Here is a 22,404-nt window from a genome sequence, read left to right as displayed (position 1 = left end):
GCGTTCTTGGTCCTGTCCGGCTTGGCTTCACCCTGGCCCTGCCGGTGGGTCTCACCTGACTGTGCCCGTTTCCGCCTACATTGCTACCGGCTGCCCGTTCTTGGGTTCGTGATCGACTCGGGTTTCTTGAAGTCGGGGTGTCACGTCGTCTCTGATGCCCCGATTTTCAGGAAGCCGAGTCGATCACGGCCGGTGGTGGTGCTCGACGGCTCAGCTATGGTCCCCCGGTAAGGGCTTTGCCCGGTATGGGTGGTTAGCCGTGCGCGAGGATGCGCCTGTCACGAGGTATGGAGGCCTTTGGGCCTGTGACCGGCTGCACCCGTGGGTCGGAATGGTGGCCGGGGCGGGGTCGTTACACACCCTGACGATCGCAGGAACACCGGCTCGCCCACCGCGGCTGGTGGCGGGATCGGAATGTCGACGCCCGCCGGATCGTTGAGGCCTCCCGCAGCGAGCACCCCGTTTCTGGGGTGTCACGCGATGGGCCACCTCCGGAATGTCCCTGACCCCCGGGTCGTTGCAGTCCCGACGAGCGACTCCCCGGCCACCGCTTCGCAGAGGGTGCCGGTGGATGGGCCAACCCCGGAATGACCCCGGCCCCCCGGTCGTTACACATGGACCCGGCGCCACAAGCCCCCGGCTCGTGGCCCCCCGACCCCCGGTGCCCGAGCCCCGGCTCGCCGGCCGCCGACCCCGGTGCCCGAGCCCTCCGCTCGCCGGCCGCCGACCCCGGCGCCATGAGCCCCCGGCTTGTCAGGCGCCGACCTCCCCAAGACTTTCCTGGTATTGATGCAGCGCCGGACGAGGTGCTCACACCCTGTACCGCCGACCCCCATCGGTGGCCTGGGTGTTTCCTACCCCTGAAGGAGCTTCCCCCATGAACACGATCTTCCGTAAGGGCATGTTGTCTGTTGCTGGTCTCGCGTTCGCCGGTGGTGTGTTCGCCGGTCCGATCGTCGCGCACGCCAACCCGGTTGATGCCAAGCCCGTCGCCGTGGCGGTGCAGTCGGACGCGCCGAAGCCGCAGGGCGACCAGTCCCACATCGCGTTGAATGATGAGCAGACCGCGAACGTTAAGGCGATCATCGCCGCGACGAAGAAGGCTGGCCTGCCCGAGCGGGCCGCGGTCATCTCGATCGCCACGAGTCTGCAGGAGTCGAAGTTGGAGAACCTGGGTCACCTGGGTGACGCCAACGACCACGACTCGTTGGGCCTGTTCCAGCAGCGCCCGTCCAGTGGTTGGGGCACCCCGGAGCAGATCACGAACCCGGAGTACTCGACGACGGCGTTCCTCAAGGGCCTCAAGCAGGTCGACGGGTGGCAGGACATGCCCCTGACCGACGCCGCCCAGACCGTCCAGGTCTCCGCCTACCCGGACGCGTACGCCCAGTGGGAGCAGCAGGCCACCGACCTGGTCGCCCAGCACTGGAACAGCTGACCCCCACCACAGCACCACAGCACCACGACACCGACCGCTGGCCGGCACCCCACCCGGGGTGCCGGCCAGCGGCATATCCCGCACGAACACGAGGAGGCAAAACAAGATCCGGCAGATCTTGGACAGTTACCGTTAGGCCCGAACGGAAACTGTCCAAGATCTCGCGTTGGTGGCGCGGTCGCGTCCGCAGTCGGCGCGAAGTGATCCGATCGGCGGACGTGTTCGTACCTCCCGACGGGGACCGGCGGAGGGACCAGGTGTGGTCCGCGGTGGGGCACGGAACGGATCGCGAACCGGAGTCGCCGACGGAACCTGCCGATGACAACACAACCCGCTGAGCCCTCGGGCGAACCCCGCCGGGCGAACCCCGCCGGGCGAACCCCGCCGGGCGAACCCCGCCGGGCGAATCCCGCCGGGCGAATCCCGCCGGGCGAATCCCGCCCGGCCCGGGAAACCCAGCTCGGAACCCCACGGCGAACCCCACCCCGCCCCTGCAGGAAGCGCCGGGGTCGCGGGCGCGCGGGCGTACAGTCGGGCGGTGGAGCGTACTGAATCGATGCTGGCGCAGACCCGACCACCTGGTGTGGCCGACGTTGATCCCGGCAGCGTGTTGCTGCCTGGCCACGACGTGCCGTTGGGTCGGTACACCACCGTGCGGCGACTGCTGCCGCAGCGTCCCCGCCGCATGGTCGGCGCGTGGTGCTTCGTCGATCATTTCGGCCCGGACGATGTGGCGCAGCGGCCTGGCATGGAGGTGCCGCCGCACCCGCACACCGGTCTGCAGACGGTGACCTGGTTGCTGGAGGGGGAGATCCTGCACCGGGACAGCCTCGGCAACGTGCAGCCGATCCGGCCCGGTCAGCTGAACGTGATGACCTCCGGGAACGGGATCGCCCACTCGGAGCGCTCGCCGGCCGCCCATCCGCCGGTGATGCACGGCGTGCAGCTCTGGGTGGCGCTGCCGGATCCGGCGCGAGCTGGGGCTGCGGACTTCGCGCACCACGCCGACCTGCCGCGCTGGCGGGACGGCGATCTGGACTGCACCCTGCTGGTTGGCGAGTTCGGCGGGAACCGGTCACCGGCCGTGGTGCACACCCCGCTGGTGGGTGTGCAGATCGAGCTGGGTGGCGAGGCGCCGGCGACGTTGTCGCTGCGGCCCGATTTCGAGTACGCGGTGCTGGCGATGTCCGGGTCGGCGGAGGCTGCCGGGGTCGGGTTCGAGCCGGGGGCGTTGCTCTACCTGGGTACGGGCCGCCGCGAGCTGACCGTGCGGGGCGGGGCCGGGGCACGGTTGTTGCTGCTGGGCGGTACGCCGTTCGAGGAGCCGTTGGTGATGTGGTGGAACTTCGTGGGCCGCTCCCACGAGGAGATCGCCGCCGCCCGGGAGGACTGGATGGCGGGGGATCGACGGTTCGGCGTGGTCGCCGACGACTCGGCGCCGCCGCTGCCGGCGCCTGCCCTGCCCACGACCCGTCTCAAGGCCCGCGACCGAACCGGCGGCCTGCACGGCTGACACCACCCCAGGCACCCGAGCCGCGGGCCACCCGAGCCGCGGGCACCCGAGCCGCGGGCACCCGAGCCGCGGGCACCCGAGCCGCGGGCACCCGAGCCGCGGGCACCCGCCAGGCACGCACGCAGGCCCGACGCCCGCCCATCGCGGCCCGTGTGACCAACGGTCGCGCGGGTAGTCGCCGACATGCCGACCAATCTGATCACCCCGGTCGAGGACCGGAAGCGCCTGGCGCGCCGGCTCGCCGGCAGCGGGCGGGGCTTCGCCGAGCAGTACGGCTTTCGGGTGACCAACAATCCGGCGAGCCTGTTCCAGGTGCTCTACCTCGCGGTGCTGCTGGCCCGTCGGGGCGATTTCCGTCGGGCGTTGGACGGGGCCCGGGCGTTGCGCGACGAGGGGTGGGACAGCGCTGCGAGGTTGGCCCGTTCGCTGCACGAGGACCGGGTACGGGTGCTGCGCGCCAGCGGTCAGCGCGGCGACGTGGACGCGTTGGCCGACGTGCTCGGTGACCTGGGCCGCACGGTGGTGGAGCGGTACCGGGGCGATCTGCGCCGATTGCGGGCGGTGGCGCACCACGACCCGGTTCGGGAGCGGGCGCTCCTCGCCGAGCTTCCCGGCGTGGACGACCAGGTCGTCGACCTGTTTCTGCGCGAGGCTCAGGCACTGTGGCGGGAGGTGGCCCCGGTCGCCGACCGGCGGGCGTTGGCCGCTGCCCGTCGGCTCGGGCTGGGCCGGTCGGCGGACGACCTGGCCGGCCTGGCCAGCGGCGAGTCGGAGCAGCTGGCCTGGTTGGTGGGGGCGCTGGCCCGGGTCGATCTTGAGCACCGGTACGCGGAGGTCAGCGGTCGGCCGTGACGTGCCGTGGCACACACTTCGCCAAATTCTGACCAAACGGAGGATGTTCTGTCGTATGGTTGTACCCGGCAGTGCTGGCCGCTCGGTTCGAGCGGGCATCCACCGCCTGGTGACCGCGACCGGTTCGGACGCGGCTCACCGCCTGGGCAGGTTTGCGTGGCGCCCTAGGTCGCGGTTCGTGACCAGGGGCGCCCGCCTGTCCCGGCGAATACCGGCCAGCCCCACCCCGTGACGCCCCCGGGGTCGCCCTGGCCCTTCAGCACCGCCGCCGCTCGGCTGGCAGAGCCATTCCCGCCGCCCAGCCTCAGCGTGCCAGCCCCGCCAGCAGGTTCACGGTCACGGCGATGATGAACGCGCCGAACAGGTACGACACCATCGAGTGCCGCAGCACCGTACGGCGCATCTCGTTGCTGGTCAGGTTGGTGTCGGAGACCTGGAACGTCGCCCCGATGGTGAACGCCACGTACGCGAAGTCGGAGTAGCGGGGTGGGTCGGGCTGGTTGAAGTTCACGCCGCCGTCCGGGCCGGTGTAGTAGATCCGCGCGTACCGTGCGGCGAAGACGGTGTGCACCACGAACCAGGACAGCAACACGCTCAGCACACCCAGCCCGCTGTGCAGTTCGCGGGACATACCGGGTGGCGCGCTCTGCGCGCTGGCCACGACCAGGCCCACGGCCAGCAGGCTGACCAGGCAGGCGACGAGCAGCAACGCGTCCCGGATCGCCCGGTTCGGGTCCTCGTGTACCGCCAGCTTGGCGGTCCGCTCGGCGTCCATCGGCCAGAGTTTGTGCCAGACCAGCGCGAGCCAGCTCAGTGCGCCCACGTCCCAGCCGGCCAGCGCGGCGAGGGGCAGTGGCAGCAGCAGCGCGAAGGCGCTGCCGGCGATGACGCCGACCACCGCCACCACGGCGAGCTGCTTCGCAGCCGGAAAACGTACGTCCGCGGGCCGGTCGGGACCGGTCTGGGTCATCCGGGACGCTCCGGGGTCAGGGCGGCGGGCGTCACCGTCGGGTCAGATGCCGCGCAGGTGCTGCGAGACCCGGTTGTGTTTCTTGTCCCGCGCCTGCTCGGCCCGCTGGGCGGGGCCCACCTCGGGTGCCGCCTCGATCCCGGCCGACCGGGCCACCTCGGTCCCGTTGGCGTAGTCCACCGGCGGGAGGGCGCGCAGCGCCTTCAGCACGTCCGGCGGTGCGCCCTCCCGTTCGGCCTCGCGGACCACGTCGTTCTTCTCGGCCGGGTAGTCCAGGCTCGACAGGTACTGCAGAACGTCGGCGTAGCTCGCCATGGCATGGGCTCCCTCGGGCATCGATGTGGTGACGACCGGCGGCGGTTACCCGCCCGCCGGCTCGTCACGCCCACCCGGCGGAGGATTCCGGCGCCGTTTCCACCGGGCCGCCGCGGGTACCCGCAGGCGCCGACGCGAGCCCAAGGGAGTACGTGATGAACTACGACACCTTCATCGACCAGGTTTCCCAGCGCACCGCGACGTCGTCCGAGCGGGCGGTCGAGCTGACCCGGGCCGTGCTGGAGACGTTCGCGGAGCGGTTGACCGGCGGTGAGAACCTGGATTTGGCCGCCCAACTGCCCCAACCGTTGCAACTGGTGCTCAAGCCGAGCCCGAGCACCGAGCAGGCGGACCGGTTCGGGGCGGCCGAGTTCGTCGCCCGGGTCGCGTTGCGGGCCGGGGTGGACGAGCCGGCGGCCCGGGACGCCAGCCGGGCGGTCTTCACCACCCTGCGCGAGGCGATCACCGGAGGTGAGTTCGACGACGTGGCGACCCAGCTGCCGCGTGACTACCGCGGTCTGGTCGAACAGGCGATGGCCCCCGGGGCGACGCTGCGCCGCGGCTGACGCGAGGACGCACAGCGGTCGTCCCGGGCACGCACAGCGGTTTACCAGGGCAACCATCGATGTCCCGCTTGGCATGGCGATTCAGCCTGGCCTAACCTTGTCGTGCGAGGGGAGTACTTCCCACGAACCATTCCGGTCAGTACGGCGCGCCCGGCGCGCCTCGGGTGGTTGCCCATCAGGTGGTGGGTGAAGGAGACCTCGAACATGACGTGTTCGAGGAGACCCATATGAGTGACGTGTCAATCCTGTCCGCCGCCAGCGACCTGTCATCGGTGGGCACGCCCACGCTGTGGGCGGTCACGATCATCGGCGTGCTCCTGCTGTTGGTGCTTGATTTCCTGGTCACCCGCCGCCCGCACGAGGTGTCCATGCGGGAGGCGATCGGCTGGTCGGCGTTCTACATCGCCCTGCCGCTGGCGTTCGGTGGCTGGCTCTGGGCCCGCTTCGGCTCCCAGCAGGGTGTGGAGTACCTGACCGGTTACCTGGTGGAGAAGTCGCTCTCGGTCGACAACCTCTTCGTCTTCATGCTGCTGCTGGCCGCGTTCGCGGTGCCGGCGGTGCTCGCCCAGCGGGTGCTGCTCTACGGCATCGCCGGCGCGCTGGTGCTGCGGGCCGTCTTCATCGCGCTCGGCGCGGCGGCGTTGCAGACCCTCGACTTCGCCTTCCTGCTCTTCGCGATCATCCTCATCGCCACGGCGGTGAAGCTGCTGCGCGACGCGATGTCCGGGCATCAGCAGGAAGTCGACATCAACAAGATGCGCTCGGTGAAGCTGCTGCGCAAGGTCATGCCGGTGGTCGACGACTACCACGGCACCAAGATGACCGTCCGACAGGGCGCGAAGCGGGCACTCACCCCGTTCGCCCTGGTGGTGGTGGCGGTGCTGGCCACCGACATCGTCTTCGCGGTCGACTCGGTGCCGGCGGTCTACGGCATCACCGAGGACCCGTACCTGGTCTTCGCCACCAACGCGTTCGCCCTGCTCGGCCTGCGGGCGCTCTACTTCGTCCTGCACGCGGCCCTGAGCCGGTTGGTGCACCTCAGCTACGGTCTGGCCATCATCCTGGCGTTCATCGGCCTCAAGCTCGGTCTGCACTGGGCGCACGGCATCTGGGACAGCGTGCCGCAGATCCCCACCCTGGCCTCGCTCGGCGTGATCATCGGTGTGCTGGTGGTGGTCACCGTGACCAGCCTGCGCGCCACCCGCGGCGGCGACGTGCCCGAGGAGCGCGAGGTCGTGACCGAGCGGCGCTGACCGCGCCCCGCCGGGGCGACGAGGAGGTACGCGGGAAAGCTCCCGCCCCGGCCGTCGTGGTGGTACGACTGTGCAATGGGAATCGTGTCACCGGGCTTTCAGGGTCGGCCCCGAACGCAGGAGCCGGCCCTGCCCCCCGGTCAGTACCTGACCGAGGACTTTCCGGTGCTGTCGGCCGGCCCGACGCCCCGGGTGCCACTGGACACCTGGGAGTTCGTCATCGCCGCCGAGAACGGCAGCGAACACCGGTGGTCGTGGCAGGAGTTGATGGCCCTGCCGCAGGAGACGCCGATGGTGGACATCCACTGCGTCACCCGCTGGTCCAAGCTCGGCACCAACTGGCAGGGCGTCTCACTGGACACTCTGCTGGCCGACGTGGACACGGGGGCGCACTTCGCGCTCGCGCACTCCTACGGCGGGTACACCACCAACCTGCCGCTGGACGACCTGCGCGGCGGCCGGGCCTGGGTGGTGCACACCTTCGACGGCGCGCCGCTGCCCGCCGAGCACGGTGGGCCGGCGCGGTTGCTGGTGCCGCACCTGTACTTCTGGAAGTCCGCCAAGTGGGTGCGCGGCCTCCGGCTCAAGACGATGGACGAGCCAGGGTTCTGGGAGACCGCCGGGTACCACGACTACGGCGACCCGTGGCGCGAACAGCGGTACCAGGGTGACTGAGCGCGCCGTGGCGACCAGCAAACCGCCGCGGACGGCCAACCGGTGGCAGGTCGCCCGCCTGGTGGAGCGCCGGGTGGAGACGCGGACCGCGCAGACCCTGGTGCTGGAGGTCCCGGACTGGCCGGGGCACCTGCCCGGGCAGCACGTCGACCTGCGGCTGACCGCACCGGACGGCTACCAGGCGGCCCGGTCGTACTCCATCGCAGGGCCGGTCGTGGACGGCCCGGGCGGGCCGCGTGTCGAGGTGACCGTCCAGCGCGTGCACGACGGCGAGGTGTCCCCGTACCTCATCGATGTGTTTGGTGACGGCGACCCGTTGGAGGTCCGCGGACCGCTCGGTGGTTGGTTCATTTGGCGGCCGGAGGAGACCGCGCCGGTGCAGCTCGTCGCCGGCGGCTCGGGCATCGTGCCGTTGATGGCGATGATCCGCGCCCGACGGGCGGCCGGCAGCAAGGTGCCGTTCCGGCTGATCTACTCGGTGCGCACGCCCAGTGACGTGATCTACGCCGACGAGCTGCGCCGTCGGGTCCGCGACGACTTCGGCCTGGACATCGCGTACGTCTACACCCGGGAGGCGCCCGAGGGTTGGCGTGGCGAACCGCACCGCATCGGTCTGGCGGACGTCAACACGCACGGCTGGCCACCGGACCTGCAACCGCTCACCTACGTCTGCGGCCCGACCGCGTTCGTGGAAACCGTGGCCGATCTGCTGGTGGGGCTCGGCCACCCGTCGCGGCAGGTCAAGACCGAACGTTTCGGTCCCACCGGCTGACCGCTCGCCCCCGCAACGTCGAGGAGATCCGATGACCGAGATGTCGTACCTGGACGGCAACATGCTCGACGGCCCGATGCGCGAGCTGTTCACCGTCGACCTGAGCAGCGCGATGGGGCGCTGCGAGAACTGCGGGATGACCGGCTCGATGGCCAGCCTGCACGTCTACTCGAACGCCCCGGGCCTCGTCGCGCGCTGCCCGTCCTGTGAGCAGGTGATGCTGCGACTGGTCCGTGGGCCCGATCGGGCCTGGCTGGACATGCGTGGCACGACCTTCCTCCAGGTGCCGATGCCGATGGAGCAGCCCTTCCCCGGCCCGCTCTGACCGACCGGCCGGCGTCTGCCCGGCCGAGGCAGAATGGCCGGATGAGCGCCCGCCGATGGGGTTCCGCGCCGCTCGCGGTCCGGTGCGTGGTCGCGGCCGCCGTCGTGGTCTTCGCCTACGGCACCGGCGCGCACGTGGTCCAGTTGCTCCTGCCCCAGTTCGGGCCGCAGCTCGCCCTGCCCGGTTGGCTGACCGTCTACTTCGCGTCCCTGACGCTGTGGGACCCGCTGGCGGCGCTGCTGCTGGTCGCCCGCCGGGTGGAGGGGTTGGTGCTGGGCTGCGCGGTGCTGGTGACGGACGCGGCGGCGAACTGGTACGCCAACTACGTGCTGGACCCGGCGGTCGGCGTCACCCCGGGCCGGATCGGGCAGGCCGTCATCACCGCCCTCGCCGTCGGTCTCGTCGCGCTCAGTCCGTGGCTTTCGCCATGGTTCGCCCGGCCCATGGTCCGGCGGCGCTGACCCCGTCCCGCTACGGCATATTCGGGTTGGCCTGGGCGAGGACAGCGCGCACGGCTTCGACCACGGCGGCGGGTTGGTCCTTGTGGATGTAGTGGCCGCTGTCCGGCACCACGACGTGGACGCCGCGTGCGAAGACCGCGGCCGTCCGGTCGGCGAGGTCAGCGGAGCGCTGTCGCAGAGCCACGGGCTTGCCGCGGGTCGCGGTCAGGATTCTCATCGGTACGTCGGGAGCGGTCGAGGCCGCTCGTGTGGCGCGTACCTCCCGGGTGCAGGTGTTGGCGATGCGGTTTTCCGCGCGCATGGCCGTGACCTGAGCGAACGTGCGATAGCTGGCCCGGTACGCCTCGGCGATCAATGCCTGGATCTCCCGGTCGTCGGTGCAGCGCTCGGCGAGCGTGCGGCCCATGTTCGCCGCGATCCGGTCGAAGAGCCCGATGGCCTTGAGCACCGGAATGGAGTTGAACAGGAGGTTCGATGCGACACGAAGAGCCAGTGACACCTCTGCCGTGCTGTCCTCGTGGAACGGATCGAGCAGGACCAGGCCGAGCGTCTGGTCGGGACGGGCGAATGCAGCCAGTTGGGCGAGCAGCCCGCCCCAGCTGTGACCGACCAGCACGGCGGGCCCGACGTCGTCCAGGAGTGCCACGAGGTCGCCTACCTGGGAGTCCAGTGTCAGCCGCGAACGGGCGTCACTGGCGCCCAGACCGGCTCGGTCGTAGGCGATGACGCGGGCGCTCTCGGCCAACGAGGGGAGGACGACGGCCCAGTCCAACCCCACTTCGCCCGCTCCGGAGACCAGGACGACCGGTGGCGTGGCGCTGCCGGCTGCCACCCATCGCAACTGTCGGCCGGACTCTCGGGTCAACCGGCCACGGTGGACGTCAGCTGACACCAGTCTGGAGAGCGCGACGACGACGGGATCCTGGGACCCGCTACCCATTCGGCCTCCTCGTCACGGCGTCTCCGATCGGCGTCACTCGTTCTCCACCGGCCGATTCTCGCATCGACGACTCACTGGGCGGTGCCCGCGAGCAGCCACCGTCGGACGGGGATCTCCAGCAGCGCCCGCTCGGAGGGGCCGACCTGCCGGCCGACGTCCCAGCCGTCGTACTTGCGCGCGAACGCCTCGACTACCGGGCTCGGGAACCCATCCCGGTGCACGCGGGCGGCGCCCTCCGCCACCACGGGGGCGTCGCCGCCCTCCAGCGCCAGCGACACCCGCGGGTCGGCCAGGACGTTGCGGGCCTTGACGCTGCGGCTCTCGCAACCGACCCAGAACGTCGCGCAGAGGTAGACGAACCAGACCGGCGTCAGGTGCGGGGACCCGTCGCGCCGCAACGTGCACAGCCAGACGTTCAGCTCCCGCGACAGTCGTTCCTCGACGTCGGCCGGGGGGATCGAGGGGGTTTGGCTCACCGAGCCAGTGGACCACGACGCTCCACGTCCCGACGACGGGTCCTCGACTGCTGCGGGGCCGCGTGCGGCGCGGCGAGTCAGGCAGCGGCGGGTGCCTCGATGGCGGTACCGGTACGTGCGGCCCGGCCGGCGCCCCAGTCGTACAGGGCCTGCAACACCGGGACGAGGCTGAGCCCTTCCTCGGTGAGCCGGTACTCGACATGAGGTGGTGTGGTCTCGTGGTCGTGCCGCAGGACGAGCCCGTCGGCCTCCAACTCGCGCAGACGCTGGGTCAGGATCTTCTCGCTGATCCCCGGCATCCGGCGGCGCAGTTCGCCATAGCGGTGGATGCCCTCCTTGAGATGGGCCAGGATCACCGGTCGCCATTTTCCGCCGACCACGTCGACGGCCAGTTCCACCGGGCAGTTGTATCGCTTGGGCATCGTGGTCTCCCTCGACACGTACCAAATGGTGCGTACTTGATCTTCATCGATGCGGGTGTTGAGCTGTAGCCATGGTGGTCGAGTACATCAGGTACCGCGTCCCGCAGGAACGCCTGGACGGTTTCGAGGCGGCGTACGAGCGGGCCGCCGGCGCGTTGCGCGCCGCCCCGCAGTGTGTGGACTACGAGTTGAGCCGCTGCCTGGACGACCCCGCCTCCTACCTGCTGCGCATCACCTGGACCTCGGTGGACGAGCACCTGAGAGGGTTTCGGGGCGGCCCGGTGTTCGGGCAGTTCCTCGCCGCGATCAGGCCGTACGTCGAGGACATCCAGGAGATGCGGCACTACGCCCAGACGTCGGTTGCCGGCCCTGGTGGCGCCGCGCCGCCGAGCCTGTACGAGTGGGCCGGCGGCACCGACGCGTTCAGGAAGCTCTGCGATGCGTTCTACCGCCGGGTGCGCTCCGATGACCTGCTCGCGCCGATGTTCGCAAACCTGGACCCCGACCACGCCCGGTATGTAGCGGTGTGGCTTGCCGAGGTTTTCGGCGGACCGGCCACCTACACGACGGAGCACGGCGGCTACCGCCACATGCTCGGCCAGCACCTGGGCAGGGCGATCAGCGAGGCGCAGCGTCGGCGGTGGGTCACCGTGATGACGGACGCCGCCGACGAGGTCGGCCTACCCGACGACCCGGAGTTTCGCGCCGCGTTCACGAGCTACCTCGAGTGGGGCAGCCGGCTGGCGGTGGGCAACTCCCAGCCGGACGCAGCGCCGGTCCGGCAGGCGCCGGTCCCACGCTGGGGCTGGGGTGTGGCCCCGCCCTACCGGGGATGACCCGCGTCCCGGCGAGGTGGACGACCCAGGACTCGCACAACGTCAGGCGCGCAGGAGATCGTGGGCCCGGGCGAGGTCGTCGGCCCAGGGTGTGTCGTGGTCGCGTTCGAACGCGCGGTGCAGGCGGTCGCGGACGGTGTCCCGGCGTAACCAGTCACCCAGGACGCTGGGCTTCTGCTCGGCGCGCGGCCAGGTGCGCCACTCCTCGTAGGACGCCTTGCCCAGGACGATGGCCGGGTAGAGGTCCTCAGACACGAGCAGACGCTCAAGGAGTACGGGCAGCAGGCTCTTCACGTCGGCACGGTCGCCGACCGTGTTACCGAGGCTGATGGTCAGTGAGAACAGGTCGTGCTCGTCGACGACCACCGAGCCCTTGCAGTGCGGGCAGCCGTCGAGCACCGCGCGGCGCGGGTACCGGGCGAACGCGTCCCGTACGCGGGCCAGGGCTGCGGTCAGCTCGTCGTCCACCGGAAAAATCGTCTGCCCCCCATGCCGCCAATCCATGATCAATCCCCTCCACATCGGCGGAGTGGCGCAAGATTCGCACAACTTCAGGGATGTTGCTGTCTCGAAAGCACCCGAGGCAGCAGCATCCCTGAAGTTGCGCAGATCTTGACTGTGCCGGCGTGGGCGGCTCGGCGTGGCCGCACTGCCCGACGAATACCCGGGTGCGGACGGCCCGGCTCGTCTCTAGGCTTCCGCCGCAAGGACTGCGCGGCGTCCTACCCGATCGGAGATGAGTGAAGGATGACCTCCCACCTGTTCGCGATCAGCTACGACGCAGCCGAGCCCGTCCGTCTCGGGCGGTTCTGGGCGGGGCTCCTGGGCCGGGAGATGGTCGACGACCCACGGGACGGCGTCCTGGTCCTGCCCAACGCTGACACCGAGCTTCGACTCCGCTTCGCCCCGAACAAGCAGCCGAAGACCGTGCAGAACCGGATGCACTTCGACCTGACCAGCGGTTCCCTGGAGGAGCAGCGGCAGACGGTGGCCAGGGCACTGGAACTCGGCGCGCGGCACGCCGACATCGGGCAGGGCCCGGAAATCGATCACGTGGTGCTCGCCGACCCCGAGGGCAACGAGTTCGACGTGATCGCGCCGGACAACAACTTCCTCGCCGGCTGCGGGTTCTCTGGCGCGCTCGCCTGCGACGGTTCGCAGGCGGTCGGGTACTTCTGGAGCGAGGCGCTGGGCTGGCCTCTGGTCTGGGACCAGGACGAGGAAACCGCGATCCAGTCACCGCTCGGCGGCACGAAGATCACCTGGGGTGGGCCGCCCGTGATGCCCAACGGTGGCAGGGACCGGCTGCACTTCGACGTGGCCCCACCTGCCGACGGTGACCAGCAGGCCGAGGTCGACCGGCTGCTCTCGCTCGGGGCGGCGCTCCTGCACGACGGCCGGAGCGACGCGGGCCGGGTGCTGATGGCCGATCCCGACGGCACCGAGTTCTGCCTGCTGACGCCCCGATAACCGGGGTCTACTGCGTGAAGTAGGCGGCGCTCTGCGCGTCTGCCGGATAGTAGGCCTCGATGGCGATCTCGTCGATCGTGATGTCCATCGGGGTGCCGAACGTGGTGATGGTGGAGAACAACCGCAGCTCCCGTCCGTCGATCCGGAGGACCATCGGGATCACCACGTCGGCGTCGACCCGCTGGCCCGTCGCGTCCTCGGGCACACGGTGCAGCAGTTCCTCGTAGAGCGCGGCGAGGTCCGCGTCGGGGGCGACGGCGAGCTGACGCGAGATCCGGCTGCGGAACACCGCGCGCACGTCGGCGAGGTTGACGACCATCGAAGCGAGCCCGCGCGGGTCCAGGCCCAGCCGGAGCAGGTTCACCGGTGGCCGCAGCAGATCGGGCGCGACCCGCGCGAGGAACGGGTCCACCGCGCGGTTGGTCAGCACGATGTTCCACCTGCGGTCGAACGCCAACGCCGGGTACGGCTCGTGCGCCTGGAGCACCCGGCGGACCGCGTCGAGCGCAGCCGACAGAGCCTTGTCGTCGAGCGGACGCTCCGCGTACCGGGGTGCGAAGCCGGCGGCCAGCAGCAGTCGATTGCGATCCCGCAGCGGCACGTACAGCTGGTCGGCGAGCCGGAGGATCATCTCCGGGCTCGGCGTGGACCTACCGGTCTCGACCAGGCTGACGTGACGAGCCGAGACGTCCGCGGCGATCGCCAGGTCGAGTTGGCTGAGACCTCGGCGCTGCCGCCACTGCCGCAGGAGTTGCCCGACCGTGTACACGGTCAGGAGCGTACTCATCGTCGCGCGGTACGCCATGAAGTGCGAGTTCATCGACAATCGCCTCGGCCGTGGAAACACTGGGCCCATGACCACTGAGCACAAGGGCATCGTCCAACGGGCGCTGGCGGGGCTGATCGAGACAGGTGACGTGGACGTGCTGGCCTCGTCCCTCAGCGACGACTTCCTCCACCACCGGTCGGATTCCACCACCTCGACCAAGGGGGAGTGGCTCGCCGCTGTCCAGGCCGCGCTCGGCCCGACCGCCGGTATGCAGGTCGAGATCATTCACCTGCTGGCCGACACCGACCACGTCGTGGTGCACTCGCGACGCCGGTTACCCGACGGCGGGCCCGAGATCGTGGTCGTCGACGTCCTGCGTGTCGACAACGGGTTGATCGCCGAGGTGTGGGAGATCATCGAACCGGTGACCCAGTCAGCCGCAAACCGTACGTGGTGGGAACCAGGGCGCCCCTAGACCGGCGGCGTGCGGCCGGTGCGAACGGCGTACGCCCGCTTCATCTTGATGTAGTTGCCGCACCCGGCCATCGAGCACCAGCGGCGGGCCTGGTTGCGGGAGGAGTCGTAGTAGGCCCAGCGGCACGTGTCGCGGGCACACACCTTGAGTCGCGGCCAGGTGCCGTCCTCGGCGGCCCGCCGGACGGCGTCCACCAGACCGGCGACGGCCTGGCCCAGGGGCGCGTTGGTGGCGGTGACCAGGCGGTGGCCGTCGTCGGTGAAGCGCAGCGTGACGGGCAGCCCGGCCAGCGTCCGGTTGAGGCGATCGAGCGCGCCGGGGTCGGTGTGGTGGCCGGCGTGGCCCAGCAGAACCGTGCGCAGGCCTTCCCGGATCGTGATGGCCAGGTCGAGGTCCGCCGGCCCGAGGTGCGCGCCGGCCGGCATCAGCTGCCGTTCGACGAACCAGTCGCGGAGGTCCTCGGGGCTGGTCAGCGTCTCGTGGTCGATCTGCGGCTCGACGGTGTTGACGAAGTCCCGGATCAGCCGGGCGGCGTCCGGCACCGCAGCGTCGTCGTCCACCGACCACCCCTTCCTCTTGACACCACCGTAGCGCCTTGACAGGTATGGAATCGCCTGCCAGGGTCGGAACTACACCAGTGAAATGGTTTTGCCGGTGTGATGTCGATCGGGAGGGGCGGGTCGTGGCCTCCACGCTCAGGGACGTGGCCCAGCTCGCCGGGGTGTCGGTGAAGACCGTCTCCAACGTGGTGAACGGCTATCCCCATGTCAGCCCCGACGTGCGACGTCGAGTCGAGGCGGCCGTCGCCGAGCTGCACTACCGGCCGAACGCCTCCGCCCGGACCCTGCGCACCGGGCGCACCGGCGTGCTCGCCCTCGTCCTACCGACCAGCGACCTGCCGTACGCCGGCCTCGCCGGCGCGGTCGTCCACGCGGCGGCACAGCGGGGCTACCGGGTCGTCGTCGCGCCCGACGACCAGCCCAGGTCGTCGGGCCTGCACGACGCCCGCACGATGCCCGTGGACGGCGTGCTGGTCGGTGCGCCCGTCACGCCGGGTGAGCTGGGCCCCGCCGTGGCCGCCACCGGCCCACCCGTCGTGCTGATCGGGGGCGCACCCCACGACCAGCGGTGCGACCGGGTCAGCATCGACGTCGCCCAGGCCGCCGAGGACGCCACGGACCATCTGCTGCGCGCCGGTCGCCGTCGGATCGCCGCGATCGGTGACCGACCCGCGGCCAGCCCGCAGCCGGGTACGGCCGGATACCACCGGGCGCTGCGTCGGGCCGGGCTGGTGCCCGTACCCGGGGGGCTGCTGTCGGCGCGGCACCACCGCCGGGCCGACGGCTACCGCGCCGCCCGTGATCTGCTCGTCGGCCCGGACCATCCGGACGCGATCCTCTGCTCCTCCGACCCGCTCGCCATCGGCGCGATGCGGGCCGCCTTCGACGTCGGGCTGCGCGTTCCGGACGACGTCGCGGTGATCGGCATCGGCGACATCGAGGAGGGGCGCTACTCACGGCCCACCCTGAGCACCGTCGCCGTCGACACCGGTTTCCTCGCCCGGGAGGCCGTGGCCCGCCTCACCGTGCGGATCGGCCAGCCCGACGCCGCGGTCGCCGACATCGTCGCGCCGCACACCGTGCTCCCCAGGGAGAGCACCGACGCCACGGCGCGGTGACCGGGGGGCACCGGTTGGACAACGGCGGCGTCGGTCGGTCAGAGTGGTCCGCCGTGAGGTACCTGCGTACCGGTGGTCCCGCCGCGATCCGGCGACCCCGGCCCACCGACTCCGACGAGTTCGTCGCCGCCGTGCGGCGCAGCCACGACCTGCACCACCCGTGGTTGGTCGCGCCGGGCAGTCCCGAGGAGTACGACCGCTACCTGCGCCGGATCCGTCGTCGGGACAGCGCCGGCTACCTGATCTGTGACCGGGCCAGCGGGGAGATCGCCGGCTACGTGAACATCAGCGGGATCGTGCTGGGCGCGCTGCGGGGCGGGTTCCTGGGGTACGCGGCGTTCCAGCCGTACAACGGGACCGGGCACGCGTCGGCGGGCGTCGCCCTGGTGATCGACCACGCGTTCACCTCGGTCGGGCTGCACCGGCTGGAGGCCAACATCCAGCCGGGCAACGAGCCGTCCCGGCGGGTGGCCCGCAAGCTCGGCTTCCGGCTGGAGGGCTTCTCCCCGGACTACCTGTTCATCGACGGCGCCTGGCGCGACCACGAGCGCTGGGCGATCACCGCGCCGACCCCCGCCTGACCGACGGCCGCTGCGGGAGCGCGGCGAGCAGAGGGCGGCGAGCCCGGCATTCACCCGGAGTGGGTGATGACGCGCGGTGATGGACGCTCCTACGGTGGGTGTCATGGCTGCCGTGCGTGCGACCCCTGCGAACCCCACCCCCGGGTTGGTCAGTGCCGCGGAGGCCGGAGACCAGCGAGCCATGCCGCCCGAGCTGGGCCCCGACTCCCTCGCGGTGCTCAGCGGCCCCACCTTCCTCTACGCCAACTCGCGCGGGGACGTGCCACCGGGCAGCATCGGCGGTCTCGTCCACCTGGACACCCGCCTGCTCAGCTGCTGGACGCTGACCGTCAACGGCAGTGAGCTGCTGGCGCTGCGCGCCGAGACCATCGACCACTACTCCGCGCAGTACGTGCTCACGAACCCCAGCCTGCCCGGGCTGCCCCCGAACAGCCTGGGAGTGGAGCGGCTCCGGTACGTCGGCGACGGCTTCCACGAGCGGGTGGAGGTGCGGTCGTTCCGGCCGGAACCGGTCCGGGTCGAACTGCGGCTGGCCGTCGGCGTCGACTTCGCCGACCTGTTCGAGGTCAAGTCGGTGGTCCGGGACCGGTCCGCCGAGATCACCCGCAACCACGCCGCCGACGGCTCCGAGCTGTGCTTCTCCTACCGCAACGGGGACTTCCGGGTGCAGACCCGGGTGTGTTGTCAGGGGTCGGCGGACCGGGTCGAGGGCGACGAGCTGATCTGGGACCTTGAGCTGCGCCCGCGCGAGCAGTGGCAGGTGGACCTGCACGTGCCACTGCCGTCCGGGATGGGGGTGGTCGAGCCGGTTCGCGGCGACATCGCCGACATCATCCACGGCCGGGCCGACGACCCGCTGCGCCGGTGGGCCGAGGACCGGGCCGTGCTGCGCGGCGACAGCCAGGCCCTGGAGCGCACCGTGCGGCGGTCCCGGGACGACCTCGCCGCGCTGCGGCTCGACCTGGAGGTCAAGGGCCAGCGGATCATGCTGCCCGGGGCGGGACTGCCGTGGTTCCTCGCCGTCTTCGGCCGGGACACCCTGATCACCGCGTACCAGACCCTCGTCGCCGGGCCGGCGCTGGCCAAGGGGGCGCTGCTGGCGCTGGCGCGGCTCCAGGGCGACAGGTGTGACGACTTCACCGACGAGGAACCCGGCAAGATCCTCCACGAGGTGCGCAGCGGTGAGCTGACCCGCAACGGGACCAAGCCGTACGGCCCGTACTACGGCACCGCCGACGCCACCCAGCTGTGGCTGATCCTGCTCTCCGAGTACTGGCGGTGGACCGGCGACGACGAGACGGTCCGACGCCTACGGGACAACGCGCTGGCCGCCCTGCGCTGGATCGACGAGTACGGCGACCGGGACGGCGACGGCTACGTCGAGTACGGCACGCGCTCCCCGGAGGGGTTGGGGAACCAGTGCTGGCGGGACTCGCCGGACGGGGTGTGCTTCGCCGACGGGCGCATCCCGGTGCTGCCGCTGGCGACCAGCGACATCCAGGGCTACACCTACGACGCGAAGATTCGCCTGGCGGAGCTGTTCGACGGCCCGCTGGCCAACCCGGCGCTGGCGGGACGGCTGCGCGACGAGGCCGGCACGCTGTTCGAACGGTTCAACCGGGACTTCTGGATCGAGGAGCGGGGCGGCTACTACGCGGTCGCCCTGGACGGCGACAAGAACGTGGTCGACGCGAAGACCTCGTCCATGGGTCACCTGTTGTGGAGCGGGATCGTGCCGACGGAACGGGCCGACGCGGTGGTGCGCCAGCTCATGTCGCCGGACCTGTTCTCCGGGTGGGGCATCCGGACGTTGTCGCGCGAGGAGTCGCTCTACAACGCCGTCGGATACCACCTCGGCACGGTCTGGCCGCACGACAACTCGATCGCCGTGCTCGGCCTGGCCCGCTACGGCTACCGGGCCGAGGCGAACCGGATCAGCCTCGCGCTGTTCGAGGCGGCGGAGCAGTTCGGCCACCGTCTGCCCGAGGCGCTCACCGGGTTCGCGCGGGAGCGCATGGTGTTCGCGGTGCCGTACCCGACCGCGTGCAGCCCGCAGGCGTGGGCGGCCGGCACCCCGCTGGCCCTGGTCCGCGCGATGCTGGGGCTCAACCCGATCGACGGGCGGCTGGCACTCGACCCGGACATTCCCGAGGAGCTGGGGCTGATCACCGCCGACCGGGTGCGGGCCTTCGGTCAGGAGTGGGGAGTGGAGGCGATACGCACCAGCGGTCACGTCCGGCTCCAACCGAGCTGAGGGCGGCTGGCGCGTCCGACGTTTGTCCCGGGCTTCGACGGGAAACGGCCGGCAATGACGAAACCTCGTGTGGTGATCGTGGGGGCCGGGTTCGCCGGTTACCACGCGGCGAAGACGTTGAGCCGGATCGCCCGGGACCGGGCCGAGATCGTGGTACTGAACTCCACCGACTACTTCCTCTACCTCCCGTTGCTGCCCGAGGTGGCGGCCGGGGTGGTCGAGCCCAAACGGATCGCGGTGCCGCTGACCGGGACGCTCAAGGGCGTACGCGTGGTGATCGGCGAGGCGGACCACGTCGACCTCCAGAACCGCTGGGTCGGCTTCACCCAGGCCGAGGGGGAGAAGAACCGGCTGGCGTACGACCGGTTGGTGCTCGCCGTGGGCAGCGTCAACAAGCTGCTGCCCATCCCGGGGGTCACCGAGTACGCGCACGGCTTCCGCGGCCTGCCCGAGGCCGTCTACCTGCACGATCACATCGTCCGGCAGATCGAACTGGCCGAGCAGGCCGAGGACCCGGCCGAGCAGCAGGCCCGGGCCACCTTCGTGGTGGTCGGCGCGGGTTACACCGGCACCGAGGTCGCCGCGCACGGGCAGCTGTTCACCGACGCGCTGCACGCCCAGCGGCCCCGGCTCACCGTCCGCCCCCGCTGGATGCTCCTCGACGTCGCAAAGCGGGTGCTGCCGGAGCTGGACAAGCGGATGTCGGACACCTCGCACAAGGTGCTCGACCGCCGTGGCGTCGACGTGCGGATGGGCACCTCGGTGGCGGAGGCGACCGCCGACGGGGTGAAGCTCACCGACGGCGAGTACGTGCCGACCTGCACCCTCGTCTGGTGTGTGGGGGTGCGCCCCGACCCGTTCGTCAACGAGCTGGGTCTGCGCACCGACCGGGGCCGGCTGGTGACCGACGAGTTCCTCAACGTCCCCGGCTACCCGGAGGTGTTCGCCTGTGGCGACGCCGCCGCGGTGCCCGACCTGGTCAACCCGGGGCAGATCTGCGGGATGACGGCCCAGCACGCGCAGCGCCAGGGCAAGCGCGTGGCACACAACATCGCCGCGTCGTACGGCTTCGGCAAGCGCAAGCCGTACAAGCACCACGACCTCGGCTGGGTCGTCGACCTGGGTGGCAAGGACGCGGCGGCGAACCCGTTGCAGGTCAACCTGGCCGGGTTGCCGGCCAAGGCGGTCACCCGCGCGTACCACCTGATGGCGATGCCCGGAAACCGTACGCGGGTCACCGCCGACTGGGCGCTGGACGCCGCGCTGACCCGGTCGGCGGTCCAGCTCGGGCTGGTGCCGGCCAACGCGGTGCCGCTGGAGAGCACCACACCCGAGGTCGCGACCAGGGCCCGCTGAGCACGCACCACCCACCCGGCCGGTCAGCCCTGCGGGGCGGGGCCGGCCGGTCGGCGTGACGGCCCTGCGGGAGCGGCCGGCGGGGCGGGTCGGAGGCGGCGTGGCCCGTACTCGCGCAGCAGGGTCTGCACGATGCCGGCGGCGGGGATGGCCAGCAGCGCGCCGAGCAGGCCGGCCAGCTCCGCGGCGAGCAGCACGCTGACCAGCACGGTCAGCGGGTTGAGCCGGACCGCCCGGGACAGGATGAGCGGCTGGAGCAGGTGGTTCTCCACCTGCTGGTAGACCACGAAGAAGACGAGCACCACGATCCCGGCGGTGGGGGAGTGCAGGAAGCCGGCCCCGGCCGCGATCACCGCGCCCAAGGTCGCGCCGACCAGCGGTATCAGGTCGGCCACCGCCACCAGCAGGGCGATCACGGCCGCGAACGGCACCCCGGTGAGGGCCAGCACCACGTAGGTCAACACCCCGCAGATCACGCTGATCAGGAGGTTGCCGGTGAGGTAGCCGGTGACGGTGCGCGACACCTCCCGGCCCACCCGGCGCAGGCGGTCGCCCTGACCGTCCCCGGCCGTCGCGAGCAGGCCGCGGGTGATCCGCGGCGCCTCCAACACCATGAGGTACGCCAGCACGATGACCGTGACCAGCCCGGCGACCGTCTCCACGACGCCGCGCAGCACGCCCACCGCGGGTTGACGCAGTCGGGTCCCGAGGTCACGCAACTGGTCGGAGTGCTCGCTGACGTAACGGCGCGCGCCGGTGCGCTCCAGCAGCTGCCCCAGCGGGCCCTGGCCGGCGCGGGCGTCGCGCAGCAGCTCGGGCGCCCGGTCGGCGAACCGGCCCAGCTCCCCGGACAACGGCACCAGGATGAGCGCGGCCAGCAGCGCCAGCAGCACGAACGCGGCGAGGAACACCAGCAGCGTGGCCAGGGACCGACGCCGCACGAGACGCCGTTGCAGCCGGTCCACCAGGGGCTTGAGCGCCACGGCGAAGAACGCGGCGACCACGACCCAGACCAGCACCCGGCGGGTCGCGTACACGAATGCCAGCGCGAACACGGTCGCGAGGACCAGACCGATCACGACCAGGGTGTGCCGGGCGGTCACCCGATCGTCGGCGTTGCTCATCCGCCGCGCCTTCCCCGCGCTCGCCGTCGGAAACCCGGCATTGCGGACGAGGGTCACTCGCGTGCCGAAGGATGCTCAGCGGGCGTCGTCGGTGACGGGGTGGGCGCTGGCGACGAACGTGTCGAGCGCGGCGGCGTGCAGCAGACCACCGGGCACCGGGTCACGCAGGGCCGCCACCGCCAGCCGGCCCACCGGGAGGCCACCGGGGCGGGACGTCGCGGCCAGCACCAGGTTGCCGTACCGGCGGCCGCGCAGCATACGCCGGTCGCCGACGACGCACACGTCGGCGAAGACCGCCCGCAGCGTCGCCACCTGCGCCCGGGTGCCGACCAGTGGTGGCAGGTCCGTGACGTTGACCAGGTACGTCCCGTCCGGGCGGAGGATGCGGGCCACCTCGGCGGCGAACTCGACGGTGCGTACGTGCCGGGGCATCTGGGCCGCCCGGTAGATGTCGGCGATCACCAGGTCGTGGGAACCGGCGGGGGTGGCGGTGAGCGCGTCCCGGGCTTCGGCGACCTCCACCCGCACCTGCGGCGGCAGCGGCGGTAGCTCCCGGGCGACCAGGTCCACCACCGCGGGGTCCCGCTCGACGACCCGTTGCGGGGAACCGGGCCGGGTGGCGGCCAGCCACCGCGGCAGCGTCAACGCGCCGCCGCCCAGGTGCAGCACGTTCAACGGCACGCCGGCCGGGGCCGCCACGTCCACCGCCGCGGCGATCCGTCGGACGTACTCGAAGTGCAGGTGCCGGGGATCGGCGACGTCCACGTACGACTGCTCGACCCCGGCGGACAGCAGTGTCCGCCCGGTCGGGCGGACCGGGTCGGCGACCAGTTCCAGCCGGTCGGCGGCGCGGCTCATGACGGGCACGCTAGCCGAGCCCCTG

The 22,404-nt window shown here is 71.3% G+C and carries 26 protein-coding genes; 16 read left to right on the top strand and 10 right to left on the bottom strand.

Annotation, left to right across the window (positions count from 1 at the left end; genetic code table 11):
- The first annotated feature begins 877 nt into the window (after positions 1-877).
- The 3 genes from LADH09A_RS12615 to LADH09A_RS12605 all read left to right on the top strand — a co-directional run bounded on the left by LADH09A_RS12615 (position 878) and on the right by LADH09A_RS12605 (position 3,803).
- Complete coding sequence (locus tag LADH09A_RS12615; protein ID WP_238645073.1) at positions 878-1,438, top strand: hypothetical protein; 561 nt, start codon at positions 878-880, stop codon at positions 1,436-1,438.
- 538 nt (positions 1,439-1,976) lie between these two features.
- Positions 1,977-2,951, top strand: coding sequence for a pirin family protein (locus LADH09A_RS12610; protein ID WP_238645072.1), 975 nt, complete (start codon positions 1,977-1,979; stop codon positions 2,949-2,951).
- A 183-nt stretch (positions 2,952-3,134) separates the two neighbouring features.
- Complete coding sequence (locus LADH09A_RS12605; RefSeq protein WP_238645071.1) at positions 3,135-3,803, top strand: hypothetical protein; 669 nt, start codon at positions 3,135-3,137, stop codon at positions 3,801-3,803.
- Between the two features lie 304 nt (positions 3,804-4,107).
- On the opposite strand, the gene LADH09A_RS12600 is transcribed toward LADH09A_RS12605, so the two are convergent.
- Positions 4,108-4,773: a DUF1345 domain-containing protein gene (locus tag LADH09A_RS12600; RefSeq protein ID WP_238645070.1), complete on the bottom strand. Its 666-nt coding sequence runs from the start codon at positions 4,771-4,773 to the stop codon at positions 4,108-4,110.
- A 42-nt stretch (positions 4,774-4,815) separates the two neighbouring features.
- Positions 4,816-5,088 (bottom strand): DUF2795 domain-containing protein, encoded by a 273-nt coding sequence (locus LADH09A_RS12595; protein ID WP_184186396.1) that lies wholly within the window; start codon positions 5,086-5,088, stop codon positions 4,816-4,818.
- Positions 5,089-5,243: 155 nt separating this feature from the next.
- On the opposite strand from LADH09A_RS12595, the gene LADH09A_RS12590 reads away from it, so the two are divergent.
- From LADH09A_RS12590 to LADH09A_RS12565, 6 genes are all read left to right on the top strand, one after another.
- Positions 5,244-5,654, top strand: a complete 411-nt coding sequence (locus tag LADH09A_RS12590) for a DUF2267 domain-containing protein (RefSeq protein ID WP_179778796.1) — start codon at positions 5,244-5,246, stop codon at positions 5,652-5,654.
- 227 nt (positions 5,655-5,881) lie between these two features.
- Positions 5,882-6,907: a TerC/Alx family metal homeostasis membrane protein gene (locus LADH09A_RS12585; protein ID WP_238645069.1), complete on the top strand. Its 1,026-nt coding sequence runs from the start codon at positions 5,882-5,884 to the stop codon at positions 6,905-6,907.
- A 75-nt stretch (positions 6,908-6,982) separates the two neighbouring features.
- Complete coding sequence (locus LADH09A_RS12580) at positions 6,983-7,582, top strand: sulfite oxidase-like oxidoreductase (RefSeq protein WP_238645068.1); 600 nt, start codon at positions 6,983-6,985, stop codon at positions 7,580-7,582.
- 7 nt (positions 7,583-7,589) lie between these two features.
- Positions 7,590-8,354, top strand: a complete 765-nt coding sequence (locus LADH09A_RS12575; protein WP_238645084.1) for a ferredoxin reductase — start codon at positions 7,590-7,592, stop codon at positions 8,352-8,354.
- 31 nt (positions 8,355-8,385) lie between these two features.
- The gene (locus LADH09A_RS12570) at positions 8,386-8,679 is read left to right on the top strand and encodes a DUF6510 family protein (protein WP_238645067.1); all 294 of its coding nucleotides are present in this window, start codon (positions 8,386-8,388) and stop codon (positions 8,677-8,679) included.
- A 41-nt stretch (positions 8,680-8,720) separates the two neighbouring features.
- Entirely contained in the window at positions 8,721-9,140 is a 420-nt protein-coding gene (locus LADH09A_RS12565) for a hypothetical protein (protein WP_238645066.1), read from the top strand.
- Between the two features lie 10 nt (positions 9,141-9,150).
- Here the strand turns inward: LADH09A_RS12565 and LADH09A_RS12560 are convergent, their stop codons facing one another.
- The 3 genes from LADH09A_RS12560 to LADH09A_RS12550 form a co-directional block, all read right to left on the bottom strand.
- Positions 9,151-9,972: an alpha/beta fold hydrolase gene (locus LADH09A_RS12560; RefSeq protein WP_238645065.1), complete on the bottom strand. Its 822-nt coding sequence runs from the start codon at positions 9,970-9,972 to the stop codon at positions 9,151-9,153.
- Positions 9,973-10,151: 179 nt separating this feature from the next.
- Entirely contained in the window at positions 10,152-10,556 is a 405-nt protein-coding gene (locus LADH09A_RS12555; protein ID WP_238645064.1) for a pyridoxamine 5'-phosphate oxidase family protein, read from the bottom strand.
- A 77-nt stretch (positions 10,557-10,633) separates the two neighbouring features.
- Complete coding sequence (locus LADH09A_RS12550) at positions 10,634-10,978, bottom strand: winged helix-turn-helix transcriptional regulator (protein ID WP_238645063.1); 345 nt, start codon at positions 10,976-10,978, stop codon at positions 10,634-10,636.
- Between the two features lie 71 nt (positions 10,979-11,049).
- Between LADH09A_RS12550 and LADH09A_RS12545 the strand changes: the two genes are divergently transcribed.
- Complete coding sequence (locus LADH09A_RS12545; RefSeq protein ID WP_238645062.1) at positions 11,050-11,814, top strand: group II truncated hemoglobin; 765 nt, start codon at positions 11,050-11,052, stop codon at positions 11,812-11,814.
- 42 nt (positions 11,815-11,856) lie between these two features.
- Here LADH09A_RS12545 and LADH09A_RS12540 read toward each other — a convergent pair whose 3' ends face one another.
- The gene (locus tag LADH09A_RS12540; RefSeq protein ID WP_238645061.1) at positions 11,857-12,282 is read right to left on the bottom strand and encodes a hypothetical protein; all 426 of its coding nucleotides are present in this window, start codon (positions 12,280-12,282) and stop codon (positions 11,857-11,859) included.
- A gap of 279 nt (positions 12,283-12,561) precedes the next feature.
- On the opposite strand from LADH09A_RS12540, the gene LADH09A_RS12535 reads away from it, so the two are divergent.
- The gene (locus tag LADH09A_RS12535; protein WP_238645060.1) at positions 12,562-13,284 is read left to right on the top strand and encodes a VOC family protein; all 723 of its coding nucleotides are present in this window, start codon (positions 12,562-12,564) and stop codon (positions 13,282-13,284) included.
- Between the two features lie 7 nt (positions 13,285-13,291).
- Here the strand turns inward: LADH09A_RS12535 and LADH09A_RS12530 are convergent, their stop codons facing one another.
- Entirely contained in the window at positions 13,292-14,071 is a 780-nt protein-coding gene (locus LADH09A_RS12530; RefSeq protein WP_238645059.1) for a helix-turn-helix domain-containing protein, read from the bottom strand.
- Positions 14,072-14,138: 67 nt separating this feature from the next.
- Here LADH09A_RS12530 and LADH09A_RS12525 point away from each other — a divergent pair, with 67 nt between their 5' ends.
- A complete protein-coding gene (locus tag LADH09A_RS12525) occupies positions 14,139-14,528 on the top strand; it encodes a nuclear transport factor 2 family protein (RefSeq protein WP_238645058.1) in 390 nt (129 codons plus the stop codon).
- On the opposite strand, the gene LADH09A_RS12520 is transcribed toward LADH09A_RS12525, so the two are convergent.
- Complete coding sequence (locus LADH09A_RS12520; RefSeq protein ID WP_238645057.1) at positions 14,525-15,088, bottom strand: CGNR zinc finger domain-containing protein; 564 nt, start codon at positions 15,086-15,088, stop codon at positions 14,525-14,527. The two genes, LADH09A_RS12525 and LADH09A_RS12520, sit on opposite strands and share 4 nt — an antisense overlap.
- 122 nt (positions 15,089-15,210) lie before the next feature.
- On the opposite strand from LADH09A_RS12520, the gene LADH09A_RS12515 reads away from it, so the two are divergent.
- From LADH09A_RS12515 to LADH09A_RS12500, 4 genes are all read left to right on the top strand, one after another.
- A complete protein-coding gene (locus tag LADH09A_RS12515) occupies positions 15,211-16,206 on the top strand; it encodes a LacI family DNA-binding transcriptional regulator (protein WP_238645056.1) in 996 nt (331 codons plus the stop codon).
- A gap of 53 nt (positions 16,207-16,259) precedes the next feature.
- Positions 16,260-16,787, top strand: a complete 528-nt coding sequence (locus LADH09A_RS12510) for a GNAT family N-acetyltransferase (RefSeq protein ID WP_238645055.1) — start codon at positions 16,260-16,262, stop codon at positions 16,785-16,787.
- Positions 16,788-16,890: 103 nt separating this feature from the next.
- Positions 16,891-19,041 carry an amylo-alpha-1,6-glucosidase gene (locus LADH09A_RS12505; RefSeq protein WP_238645054.1) on the top strand — a complete coding sequence of 717 codons (2,151 nt, stop codon included), beginning with the start codon at positions 16,891-16,893 and terminating at the stop codon, positions 19,039-19,041.
- A gap of 54 nt (positions 19,042-19,095) precedes the next feature.
- Positions 19,096-20,397 carry an NAD(P)/FAD-dependent oxidoreductase gene (locus tag LADH09A_RS12500; protein WP_238645053.1) on the top strand — a complete coding sequence of 434 codons (1,302 nt, stop codon included), beginning with the start codon at positions 19,096-19,098 and terminating at the stop codon, positions 20,395-20,397.
- A 23-nt stretch (positions 20,398-20,420) separates the two neighbouring features.
- On the opposite strand, the gene LADH09A_RS12495 is transcribed toward LADH09A_RS12500, so the two are convergent.
- Together LADH09A_RS12495 and LADH09A_RS12490 are read right to left on the bottom strand one after the other, a co-directional pair.
- A complete protein-coding gene (locus tag LADH09A_RS12495) occupies positions 20,421-21,521 on the bottom strand; it encodes an AI-2E family transporter (RefSeq protein WP_238645052.1) in 1,101 nt (366 codons plus the stop codon).
- Between the two features lie 75 nt (positions 21,522-21,596).
- Complete coding sequence (locus LADH09A_RS12490) at positions 21,597-22,379, bottom strand: spermidine synthase (RefSeq protein ID WP_238645051.1); 783 nt, start codon at positions 22,377-22,379, stop codon at positions 21,597-21,599.
- Positions 22,380-22,404 lie beyond the last annotated feature (25 nt).

The organism is Micromonospora cabrerizensis (assembly GCF_022230955.1).
GTDB lineage: Bacteria > Actinomycetota > Actinomycetes > Mycobacteriales > Micromonosporaceae > Micromonospora > Micromonospora cabrerizensis.
The sequence above is the reverse complement of the archived record's forward strand: the minus strand, read 5'-3'. Positions and strand labels throughout refer to the sequence as shown.

Coding starts and splice junctions, on each gene's coding strand:
- LADH09A_RS12615 (WP_238645073.1), top strand. CDS start 878: ATGAACACGATCTTCCGTAAGGGCATGTTGTCTGTTGCTGGTCTCGCG.
- LADH09A_RS12605 (WP_238645071.1), top strand. CDS start 3,135: ATGCCGACCAATCTGATCACCCCGGTCGAGGACCGGAAGCGCCTGGCG.
- LADH09A_RS12600 (WP_238645070.1), bottom strand. CDS start 4,773: ATGACCCAGACCGGTCCCGACCGGCCCGCGGACGTACGTTTTCCGGCT.
- LADH09A_RS12595 (WP_184186396.1), bottom strand. CDS start 5,088: ATGGCGAGCTACGCCGACGTTCTGCAGTACCTGTCGAGCCTGGACTAC.
- LADH09A_RS12590 (WP_179778796.1), top strand. CDS start 5,244: ATGAACTACGACACCTTCATCGACCAGGTTTCCCAGCGCACCGCGACG.
- LADH09A_RS12585 (WP_238645069.1), top strand. CDS start 5,882: ATGAGTGACGTGTCAATCCTGTCCGCCGCCAGCGACCTGTCATCGGTG.
- LADH09A_RS12580 (WP_238645068.1), top strand. CDS start 6,983: ATGGGAATCGTGTCACCGGGCTTTCAGGGTCGGCCCCGAACGCAGGAG.
- LADH09A_RS12570 (WP_238645067.1), top strand. CDS start 8,386: ATGACCGAGATGTCGTACCTGGACGGCAACATGCTCGACGGCCCGATG.
- LADH09A_RS12565 (WP_238645066.1), top strand. CDS start 8,721: ATGAGCGCCCGCCGATGGGGTTCCGCGCCGCTCGCGGTCCGGTGCGTG.
- LADH09A_RS12550 (WP_238645063.1), bottom strand. CDS start 10,978: ATGCCCAAGCGATACAACTGCCCGGTGGAACTGGCCGTCGACGTGGTC.
- LADH09A_RS12545 (WP_238645062.1), top strand. CDS start 11,050: ATGGTGGTCGAGTACATCAGGTACCGCGTCCCGCAGGAACGCCTGGAC.
- LADH09A_RS12535 (WP_238645060.1), top strand. CDS start 12,562: ATGACCTCCCACCTGTTCGCGATCAGCTACGACGCAGCCGAGCCCGTC.
- LADH09A_RS12530 (WP_238645059.1), bottom strand. CDS start 14,071: ATGAGTACGCTCCTGACCGTGTACACGGTCGGGCAACTCCTGCGGCAG.
- LADH09A_RS12525 (WP_238645058.1), top strand. CDS start 14,139: ATGACCACTGAGCACAAGGGCATCGTCCAACGGGCGCTGGCGGGGCTG.
- LADH09A_RS12505 (WP_238645054.1), top strand. CDS start 16,891: ATGGCTGCCGTGCGTGCGACCCCTGCGAACCCCACCCCCGGGTTGGTC.
- LADH09A_RS12500 (WP_238645053.1), top strand. CDS start 19,096: ATGACGAAACCTCGTGTGGTGATCGTGGGGGCCGGGTTCGCCGGTTAC.
- LADH09A_RS12495 (WP_238645052.1), bottom strand. CDS start 21,521: ATGAGCAACGCCGACGATCGGGTGACCGCCCGGCACACCCTGGTCGTG.
- LADH09A_RS12490 (WP_238645051.1), bottom strand. CDS start 22,379: ATGAGCCGCGCCGCCGACCGGCTGGAACTGGTCGCCGACCCGGTCCGC.